Genomic DNA, 10,000 nt, shown 5'->3' on the forward strand with positions numbered 1-10,000 from the left:
GTGCGGAAAAGTGTGAGCGGTTTTCCGCAAAAACATCGCGACAAAACAAAAATTTAGAGCGAAATGGCGTTTCCACCTAAAGTCATTTCGCTGTAGTGTCGATGTTTGGCTCCGGGAGCTGGGGGTTGCCGGGGGGAAGCGAAACGTCGCAAATGCCGGAACGGACGCATGGCTCATCGCCAGAGTTGTCCCCCTTTGGTGCTGCCGCTTCCTTGTCCCAGGATCGGCCCCCCACGTCCAGACGTCCGTTCCGGCCCTTTTCAAACATTACAGAGAGTTCATCTTGACCCCGTTGCGGCCTGTGCTGAGCGGGTTTAGGGTCGTTGCCTGCGCAACCTTGTGCGCCCCGTACCTTTTCCGGAGATGCCCCTATGCTTGATCGTCGTTCGCTTTTGTCCGGGGCCTCGGCCCTTGCCGCTATGGGGCTGTCGGCCGGTACCGCCTTGGCGCAGACGGCATCGGCGAAGCTGAACGCGACGTTTGACGCCATCTTCAATGAGATGGTCGATCATTCGCCCACGGGGGCCACCTCTCTGGGCCTCGATACGGGGGCGCGCGCCGCCCTGAAAGCCAAGCTCGATCCCGCCACGCCGCAGGAGCGCGCCCGCTACACCGCCTTCCTCGAAAAGTCGGTCTCCGCCCTGAAGGCCATTCCGCGCGATCAGTTGTCCGGCATGGACCGCATCAATTACGACACCGTCTTGTGGGACCTGACCCAAAGCCTGAACGGGTACAAGAGCTTCGCCTTTGGCTCGCCGGGGTCGTCGCCCTACGTCATCACGCAGTTGACGGGCTCCTATATCTCGATCCCGGACTTCCTCGACAGCCAGCACACGATCGAGACCAAGGCCGATGCCGACGCCTATCTGTCGCGCCTCAAGGCCTATGCCGTGCTGCTGGATGAGGAAACCGCCAAGATGCAGGCCGACGTGGCCAAGGGCGTCATTGCGCCGGACTTCGCCCTGCAAAAGGCCATCACCCAGCTCAAGACCCAGCGCGACACCAAGGCGGCCGACAGCGTGCTGGTGCAATCCATCGTCCGCCGCACGAAGGAGAAGGCCATTGCCGGTGACTGGGGCGCGCAGGCGACCCACATCTATGAAACCGCCGTTGTCCCGGCCCTCAGCCGTCAGATCGCCGCCGTCGAAGCCGTCCTGCCCAAGGCGACGCACGATGCGGGCGTGTGGCATATTCCGCAGGGCGAGGCCTACTACATCTACGGCGCGCGCGGCGGCACCTCGACCGACCTGACGCCGGACGCCATCCACCAGATCGGCCTCGATAAGGTGAATGAACTCAATGCCGAGCTGGAAAAGGTGATGACCAAACTCGGCATGACCACGGGCACGACGGGCGAACGCCTCAAGGCCATGGCCAAGGACCCGAAGTTTGTCTATCCCAACACCGATGCGGGCAAGGACAAGCTGCTGGCCGATCTCAACACACAGGTCGAGGTGGTGCAGGCCAAGCTGCCGGCCTATTTCGGCGTGTTGCCCAAGACGAAAGTGACGATCAAGCGCATCCCGCCGGCCACCGAACTGGGCGCGCCGGGCGGCTATTATCAGCCGGCGTCGCTCGATGGTTCGCGTCCGGGGGCCTATTACATCAATCTGCGCGACACGGCCGAGGTGCCGAGCTGGACCCTGCCAACCCTGACCTATCACGAGGCCATTCCGGGCCACCACATGCAGATTTCGATCCAGCAGGAAAACAAGAACCTGCCGATGCTGCGGCAGATTTCCGGCTTCAACGCCTATATCGAAGGCTGGGCCCTCTATTCCGAAGAGGTGGCGGCCAAGGATATGGGCATGTATGCCGAAGACCCCTATGGCTATATCGGCTATCTGCACGACGCCCTGTTCCGTGCCTGCCGTCTGGTCGTCGATACGGGGATGCACCACAAGCGCTGGAGCCGCGAACAGGCCATGGCCTTCATGGACGCCAATCTCGGCGATCCGAACGAGACCGAGATCGAACGCTACTGCGTGTGGCCGGGGCAGGCGCTGGGTTACATGATCGGCAAGATCAAGTGGCTGGAGCTGCGGGCCAAGTATCAGACAAAGCTGGGCGCGAAGTTCGATATCAAGGCCTTCCACGATACCGGCCTGACGGCGGGGGCGGTGCCGCTGGCGGTGCTGGAAACCGTCTATGCCGAATGGGCTGCGAAGCTGTAATCAAGAGGAAAAGCCCCATGCTCAATCGACGCGCTCTGCTTGTGACCGGTGCCGCGGCGGCGACCTTTGCCGCCACGGGGGCCCATGCCGCCAGCGATCCGGCGACGGCCAAAACGCTGAACGCCCTGTTCGACGCCATCTTTGACGAGAATGTCGATCAGTCGCCGACCCTGGCCACCTCGCTGGGCCTCGACAAGGACGCGCGCGCGGGCCTCAAGTCCAAACTTAACGACGCCTCGGAAGCCGAAGCCCTCCGGGGCATTGCGCGCGCCGAAAAGAACCTCGCGGCGCTGAAAGCCATTCCGCGCGACAAGCTGAGCGGCATGGATCGCATCAATTACGATACGGTGCTGTGGGGCTATGAGAGCCGCAAGTCGGGCTATGACCGCTTTAAATTCGGCAACTGGGGCGGGGCTAACCCCTACATCCTGTCGCAACTGAATGGGGCTTATCAGTCCACGCCGGACTTCCTCGCCAATCAGCATACGATCGAAAGCAAAGCCGATGCTGAGGCCTATCTGGCGCGTCTGGAGGCTTTCGCCGTCCTGATCGGGCAGGAAACCGAGCGCTTCAAAAGCGATGTGGCCAAGGGCGTCGTGCCGCCGGATTTCGTCATCGACAAGACCCTGACGCAGTTGCAGGCGCTGGCGGCCATCAAGGGCGCCGACAGTTCGATGACCAGGGCTCTGACCACAAAGACCGCCGACAAGGGCCTTGCCGGGGATTGGTCCGCGGAGGCCGCCAAACGCATCGACGGGCCGGTCGCTGCGGCGCTTAACGCCCAGATCGACGCGCTCAAGGCCGTGCGCCCAAAGGCGACGCACGACGCCGGCGTGTGGAAGCTGAAGGACGGGGACGCCTATTACGCCTTCGCGGCGGGGTCGTCGTCGGGCACCACCACGAAGATGACGCCCGACGAAATCCACAAGGTCGGTCTGGATATGGTCAGGGAACTGTCGGCCGAAGCCGATGCGAAGTTCAAGGCGCTGGGCCTGACGCAGGGCACGGTGGGCGAGCGCATGGCCGCCATCGCCAAAGACCCCAAATACGTCTATGACAATACCGACGCCGCCAAGGAAAAGCTGCTGGCCGATCTGAACGTACAGATTCGCGCCATTGAAGCCAAATTGCCCGACTGGTTCGGCGTCCTGCCCAAGACGCCGGTGGTGGTGCGTCGCGTGCCCAAGGAAATCGAAGCCGGTGCGCCGGGCGGCTATTATCAGCGCCCGACGCTCGATGGCTCGCGGCCGGGGGCTTACTATATCAATCTGCGTGATACCGCCGAATGGCCGTCGTGGTCGCTGCCGACCCTGACCTATCATGAAGCGATTCCGGGCCACCACCTGCAAATCGCCATCCAGATGGAGACGCAAGGCCTGCCGCGCCTGCGCAAGGTCGGCGGCTTCTCGGCTTTTTCGGAGGGCTGGGCGCTCTATTCGGAGCTGCTGGCGGCCGAAATGGGCATGTATGCGGCCGATCCGCTGGGCTATATCGGCTATCTGCAATCGGCCCTGTTCCGCGCCATCCGTCTGGTGGTCGATACGGGGATGCACGCCAAGCGCTGGTCGCGCGAAGAGGCCATCCGCTATTTCGTCGCTACCAATGGCGATCAGGAATCGTCCGCCACCACCGAAATCGAACGCTACTGCGTGTGGCCGGGTCAGGCGCTGAGCTACATGACGGGCAAGATCCAGTGGGTGCGTCTGCGCGACCGTATGAAGGCGCAACTGGGGCCGAAGTTCGATATCAAGGCCTTCCATGATCGGGGCCTGACGGCGGGGCCGGTGCCGCTGGCGGTACTGGAAACCGTCTATACGGAGTGGGCGCGCGGTCTTTGATCGCCGCCCGGTGGACGCCCGTCGCTGAGTGTGTTACCCGATTAAAAAAACCAAATATAACTATTCGGGAGGACACTATGAAACGCAACACCTTCGTCGGTGCCTTTGGGGCTGTGGTCCTGACGCTGATGGCCTGCGGGCCGGACATGGCTCAGGCCGAGATGTCACCTCAGGCGCAGGTCGCCGCCATGAAGCGCGGCGTCAATATTCTGGGCTACGACCCTCTGTGGAAGGACCCGGCCAAGGCGCGCTTTCAGCCGCGCCTGATGTCGGTGATCCGTGAAGGCGGCTTCAACACGGTGCGTGTCAACCTCCATGCGTTTCAGCACATGGACAAGGATAACCGCCTGTCGCCCTTCTATTTTTCCACCCTTGACACCATGGTGGATGCGGCGAACAAGGCCGGCCTGCACGTCATTCTGGACCTGCACAACTTCAATGAGTGCGCCGAGGATGTGAAGGCCTGCCGACCGAAGATCATGGCCTTCTGGACGCAGATGGCGGAGCATTACAAGGATGCGCCGGACACAGTGATGTTCGAGATTTTGAACGAGCCGCACGGCCCGGTGAATGCCGTGTGGAACGACATGATCGCCGAAAATCTCAAAATTATCCGCAAGACCAATCCGCGGCGCAACGTCATTGTCGGCCCGACCTCGTGGAACAATCTCAATGATCTGGAAGGTTTGCGCCTGCCCGCCGACGACCCGCACCTGATCGTCACCTTCCACTATTATGAGCCCTTCGTCTTTACCCATCAGGGGGCGGCGTGGACGCCGGACTTCAAGGATGTGAAGGGCGTGGCGTGGACGAAGGCCGAAGGGCAGGCGCGCCTTGACGCCGATTTCGACAAGGTCAAGGCGTGGAGCGCCCGCACCGGCCGCCCGATCCTGCTGGGCGAATTCGGGGCCTATGACAAGGGGCCGCTCGACAGCCGCGTGGCCTATACCGATGCGGTGGCGCGGGCGGCGGAGGCGCGCAACTGGGCCTGGGCCTACTGGCAGTTCGATTCCGACTTTATCGTCTATGACATACCGGCGGATCGCTGGGTCAAACCAATCCACGGCGCGCTGATCCCCGAACAGGCGGCGAAGGTCGAGACGGCGCAAACGCCTCAGGTCGATCCCAATGACGTCATGGCCCACGTCATCAATACGCCTAAACTGTCGTCGTGGAACGCCTATGGTGCGCCGCAAAACGCGACGCCGGTGCAGACGGCGGAGGGTGCACCCATCCGCTCAGCCCTGCGCATCCCTTTGTCGGCGGCGCAGCCCAATGCCTGGGATGTCGGCGCCGTGGCGCAGATCGCTCAGCCGGTAAAGGCGGGCGACAAGCTTCAGGCGTGGGTGTGGGCCCGCGCCGCCACCCCGGATGCGGCGACGCGCGTGCCGCTGAACATCCTGATCTCGCTCAACAAGGCCCCGTGGACGGCCCTGACCAACACGCCGGTTCAGATTTCGTCCGAATGGGACATGTATGTGGTGCAGGCCGTGGCCGACAAGGACTATGAGGCGGGCACCCTCATGCTGGCCCTGCAACTGGGCAAGTCGGCCTATCCGATCGAGCTGGGTGCGCCGGTGGTCCTGCGCAACTACGCGCCGACCGCGCAATAGGCCGCTTACGGCCCATATACCAACGGCCGAAGATGCTGACGGCATCCGGCCGTTGAAGACACGAGACTGTCTCATATGTGTCAGTGACATGAGACATTCTCGAATGGAATACCAAGGGTCATTTCCAATGACTCTTGGTATTATCCCGCATATTCGGCCAGAAGGCGCTCAAGTCGCGCGCCTTCTGGTCTCAGAAACCACAGGTAGCGGATCGTCTGCACCAGCGTCGAAGCCCCCAGTGCGCCTCCGAACAGCAAAGCCCCCTGCACGGCCTGAGTGGCGGTCATCTTGTCCGTATCGACCAGTTGCCACAGGGTCACGCCTGTGACGAGGGGGAATAGCCCCATCAGCCAGAACATCACGACGGCGCTGTGCCGGGCCGCGCGGTTTTCGTCCAGCCTGAGCTGTAGGCTCTGCGCAATAGACGCCGTCGGGTCCGCAAAGCGTCGCCTGTGCCGGTCGTGCGCGCGCATCATCAGGATCAGCGTCACCCACGGCGCGACCAGCATCAGCACGCTCCCCCATTCGCGCGTGACGTCAAGACTGTCATGCCGAAGGGCGTCATACCCAAAGACAAGCGTGATCGTGCCCAGTGCGGCCCCGACACACAGCAAAAAAACGGTTTGTCCCTTACGGCGACGTTCGATCCCGCTCATCAGACTCTCCAGTAAAAAGGCCCGCGCGGTGCGATCCATGTCGTGGTCATGGGTGCGCCACAGGCGCTCCAGGGTTTCAATCTTCATCGGATAGCTCCTGAACAAGCGTGGCCAGTCGCGCCCGCGCCCGGTTCAGACGCACGCCGATATGGCTTTCACTGAGGCCGTGCAGGGCGGCCATATCGGCATAGGGCGTCTGTTCCAGCCACAACAGCATCAGCGACCGGTCGAGCGGGGGAAGGGCGCGCAAGGCGTCAAACACCTGATCCAACCGGGCATCGGACGGTTCAGGGGGGAGCTGTTGCAGGCCCTCGCGCTGTGTTTCAAACAGGCGCAATAAACGCAGGCTCTCGCGCCGTTTCCACGTCAGGGCGCGGTTATGCGCCACGCGGTAGATACAAGGTCGCCGGGAGCGACTCTCCGCGAAAGGCTGGCCACGCCTTCCACACGGCGATCAGCAGTTCCTGAAGCAGATCCGCCTGATCCGCCGACGCCGCAAAGGCGCGGCTAAGCCGCCGCAGCGCCGGCAGGTGCGGGCTGATCCACTCGCTAAAGGCCGGATCGTGCGGCATGTGGTCGCCTTATCGCGTGGCCGCGGCTTCGCGCGCCAGTCGGAGCGCCTCGCGATTGTTCTGCTCGAAGGCCCCGGTATTGAGGCCGCAGACCACACCGGCGATGAGCAGAACCAGCAGGGCCGCAAGGGCCGGCAGACGGTAACGGGCAGGTAAAAACAATCCAAGCATCCTGATCTCCTGTGTTTGGGCTTACGAGAGGTTAGACGCCCGTGACCGCGTAAAACTTACATGCCCACAAAATAAATCGGTACAGCCGATAACGGGAAGGTCACTTGCCAGCGCTAAGTCTGTGGGTCTAAATACGCGGCGACTTCGCAAGGTGAGCCGATGAAACCCTTTAATGCCGATGCTCTCGAAGATCTGGTCCATGCGCGGGCGCGTCTGGCCATACTCGCCTATCTGTCCACGGCGGGGCAGGCGGACTTTACTGATCTGCGCGATCAGGTGGGCATCACCGACGGCAATCTGTCGCTGCACCTGAAAAAGCTGAATGAGGCGGGCTATGTGGCGATTCGCAAAAAGATCGTCTCCAACCGTTCCAACACGCGTATCGGTCTGACCGATGAGGGGCGCGACGCCTTTTATAACTATCTCGATCAGCTCAAGCGGATGCTCGACGCCGTTCCTGAAAAGCCCGAACTCTGAGCCGCCACGCGATGTTCCATTTTTTTTAATGGGGTAGGGCTGTGGGCCGGATGAGCCACGTTTTGGGGGGCATCGTAACAGGCTATTCACGTGCCTAGGCGGCCCCCGCTGTTTGCCACGTGACAGGGATGCAGCCTGCATCCTTTCCAATAAGAATTCGCTTTAGTTGTAAAATTCACTGATTTTTCCCTTACTGATTGATTTGGTGTTCGTTAAAGCATTCTCTTATTTACAGTTTCTGGCTGTTGCATGGGAGGCAGTGGAGTGGCTGGCCGCAACCAACATCATATTCCCCAAGCCTATCAAAGAGCATTTGGTATCGCCACTTCCGGAAAACCTACCCACATCTGGGAGTATTCAAAGTTCGACCCGCCCCAGCCGAAGGAGATCGAGGTTTCCGCCGCCGGGCATGATTTCTATTCTCCGCCACCTGTCGCTGGTGAACTAACGCTCGACTTGAAAATCACGGCCGTCGAGAAAGAAGTGTTAAGGCGACTAGCCACTTTGTCTGGATTGCCCATCGGTTCTGTCGCACCGGCCGCATTGGCTGCCGACGTCGTTTCACATCTCACGCCACGTAGCTCCCATCTACGAGAGGTACTCGGCCATGGGATGGAACTGTTGGCACAGGCCGTGGCTGACGTTTTTGGCGATCAGGATAATGCCTTTCGCCTGTTTGGTCTGGACAGCGACGAGCCATCCGACCGATTCCGTAACTATGTCGCCGAATTTTTAAACGACAAACGCTTCGCGAGCCTTGGCCTGCCGCCACACATGCTGACGCGTGTTGCCTTCTACTTCTGCAAAGAAAACTTCAATACGGCACTCGACACGACCCCGCTCATCAAGGAAGTGACGGCATTGCCATTTCGCAGTAACGCGCGGGATGGTCACAATAAGGCGTTGGCTGGCCTGCTGGAAAATAATGTGCGCCGGGCCGATCTGCTGCAGTTCGCATGGTCCATCGAGGCAGCACCACCTGAAGGCGCCATCCTCCCCGACTGTGTGGCTTTGGGGTATGATACCGAAGGCGTTGCACAGCCCTACATGATGGCGGGCCTCAGCGTGAACGCGGTAGTTATGCCCCTAACCAAACGGCGGATGTTATTAGGCGTACGTCCGGGACAGGCTGCACCCAACCTCACTCAATGGAATGAAGAAGCGGCCATATGCAGCTATAGTTTTTTTCTGGCGGCGACAAAAGATTTGCGATTGGTAAACGTCGCTTCTCGCATTGGGGAACGGGCCGGGCATATGATGGACGATGCCTTGGCATCCGCTACCAGCGAATTCCGAATACCCGCTCCGCCGCCGGACTCAGAGCCTGAGTCGCCGGAACTGCACTTGGACAATGCGACGGCAGCACGATTCACTCCGCCTTCCAAGTATCAAGTGTCATTCTTGGGATGCGCCGACCAGGAAACAGCCGAGCGCATCGCAGCAGCGATAAACATTGTTGTTAGTCGCCTGTCCACGATGATTCCACTAGGGCGGCTGGAAGGCATCACGTTCGCCGCTGACTATCCCGCAGCGTTGGCGGCTGTAGACCGGGGCGTTCCGGGTGTCGGCGCGCCAACGACCATAACCAAAGACCTTGGCACCGGCGTTGCCATGACCGTCGATGTCTTACGCGACGAAACGGTGAAATGCCGTATCGTCATGGCTTCATTTATTGGTGAGGCCCTAATCGAGCCGGGTCATCCGGACGCTGCATATGCGTTGCACGCCATCGTGCACCAATTAGCTGAAGTTGCGGTAACGGAATGGTTTGACACGTCCTGTCCGGGAGTCTTGCTGGCCCCGTACTGGACCAGCCAACACGAAGCGCAAATATTCTCAAACGTTTTTGCCAGCCTCCAGGGTTACATCGCATCACGCATTAGTGCAGGATTTAGCGAGGAAGACCTCGCGGAATCCTACCGGGACTTGCTCATCAACGCTGTTCAACGAGCGCAAGTGGTCATTTTACAAGAACGGCTTCGCTACCGAATTCATGGTGATCTGCGACATTTTTTGGATATTGCCTATCCGGCAGTTCGATACATCCTGAGCTTTGCCGCCAATTTGCTGGGGCACTGCGATGGTAACAACGGGCAGGTACTGGACAAGGAAGGACGCCTCAAAGCCGCCTTGGATGACGCCGGATTGTCAGCGTGGCTGCCGACTTTCCAAGACGACCTACAAAAGTGCTGGCGCTTCAGGGAGCGCTGGGGTTCGGTCAATGACCTGTTCCTGCTGAACCACCACCTTGAACGTCTGCTCTGGCAGTTTGGTGTTTTCCCTTGGGAAGATGAGCAAGGCCGCGCCATGGTGACAATTCCATTACAAAGCGATGCCGCCGCACTTCGACAACTCCAAATGAAAACTGTATTCCAAGCGCTATCGCATAAAACCGGACAGGTATTTCGGCAAATGCTATCGTCATTCCATGCGGTTAGGAACTGGGCAGATCGAAGTCTCAACTGCCTTGTCAAAACCCCTACAAATCGATCCTAGGGG

The 10,000-nt window shown here is 60.3% G+C and carries 9 protein-coding genes; 5 read left to right on the forward strand and 4 right to left on the reverse strand.

Annotated features, from left to right (window positions below):
• Positions 1-371: 371 nt before the first annotated feature.
• From LDL37_RS15505 to LDL37_RS15515, 3 genes are all read left to right on the forward strand, one after another.
• Positions 372-2,174 carry a DUF885 family protein gene (locus LDL37_RS15505; protein ID WP_290799716.1) on the forward strand — a complete coding sequence of 601 codons (1,803 nt, stop codon included), beginning with the start codon at positions 372-374 and terminating at the stop codon, positions 2,172-2,174.
• A 17-nt stretch (positions 2,175-2,191) separates the two neighbouring features.
• Positions 2,192-4,012 carry a DUF885 family protein gene (locus tag LDL37_RS15510; RefSeq protein WP_290799717.1) on the forward strand — a complete coding sequence of 607 codons (1,821 nt, stop codon included), beginning with the start codon at positions 2,192-2,194 and terminating at the stop codon, positions 4,010-4,012.
• A 77-nt stretch (positions 4,013-4,089) separates the two neighbouring features.
• Positions 4,090-5,625, forward strand: a complete 1,536-nt coding sequence (locus LDL37_RS15515; protein ID WP_290799718.1) for a glycoside hydrolase family 5 protein — start codon at positions 4,090-4,092, stop codon at positions 5,623-5,625.
• 140 nt (positions 5,626-5,765) lie between these two features.
• Here LDL37_RS15515 and LDL37_RS15520 read toward each other — a convergent pair whose 3' ends face one another.
• The 4 genes from LDL37_RS15520 to LDL37_RS15535 are packed head-to-tail and all read right to left on the reverse strand — an operon-like array spanning position 5,766 to position 7,024.
• On the reverse strand, positions 5,766-6,368 hold the full coding sequence (locus LDL37_RS15520) for a hypothetical protein (protein ID WP_290799719.1): 603 nt from the start codon (positions 6,366-6,368) through the stop codon (positions 5,766-5,768).
• A complete protein-coding gene (locus LDL37_RS15525) occupies positions 6,358-6,669 on the reverse strand; it encodes a sigma factor-like helix-turn-helix DNA-binding protein (protein ID WP_290799720.1) in 312 nt (103 codons plus the stop codon). The genes LDL37_RS15520 and LDL37_RS15525 overlap by 11 nt, the downstream gene beginning before the upstream one ends.
• Positions 6,659-6,853 (reverse strand): sigma factor, encoded by a 195-nt coding sequence (locus LDL37_RS15530; protein ID WP_290799721.1) that lies wholly within the window; start codon positions 6,851-6,853, stop codon positions 6,659-6,661. Before LDL37_RS15530 ends, LDL37_RS15525 begins: the two co-directional genes overlap by 11 nt.
• A gap of 9 nt (positions 6,854-6,862) precedes the next feature.
• Positions 6,863-7,024: a hypothetical protein gene (locus tag LDL37_RS15535; protein WP_290799722.1), complete on the reverse strand. Its 162-nt coding sequence runs from the start codon at positions 7,022-7,024 to the stop codon at positions 6,863-6,865.
• 159 nt (positions 7,025-7,183) lie between these two features.
• Here LDL37_RS15535 and LDL37_RS15540 point away from each other — a divergent pair, with 159 nt between their 5' ends.
• Both LDL37_RS15540 and LDL37_RS15545 read left to right on the forward strand, forming a co-directional pair.
• Positions 7,184-7,501: a transcriptional regulator gene (locus tag LDL37_RS15540; protein WP_290799723.1), complete on the forward strand. Its 318-nt coding sequence runs from the start codon at positions 7,184-7,186 to the stop codon at positions 7,499-7,501.
• A gap of 264 nt (positions 7,502-7,765) precedes the next feature.
• Positions 7,766-9,997, forward strand: a complete 2,232-nt coding sequence (locus LDL37_RS15545; RefSeq protein ID WP_290799724.1) for a hypothetical protein — start codon at positions 7,766-7,768, stop codon at positions 9,995-9,997.
• The last annotated feature ends 3 nt before the right edge of the window (positions 9,998-10,000 follow it).

The organism is Asticcacaulis sp., from assembly GCF_020217185.1.
Lineage (GTDB): Bacteria > Pseudomonadota > Alphaproteobacteria > Caulobacterales > Caulobacteraceae > Asticcacaulis.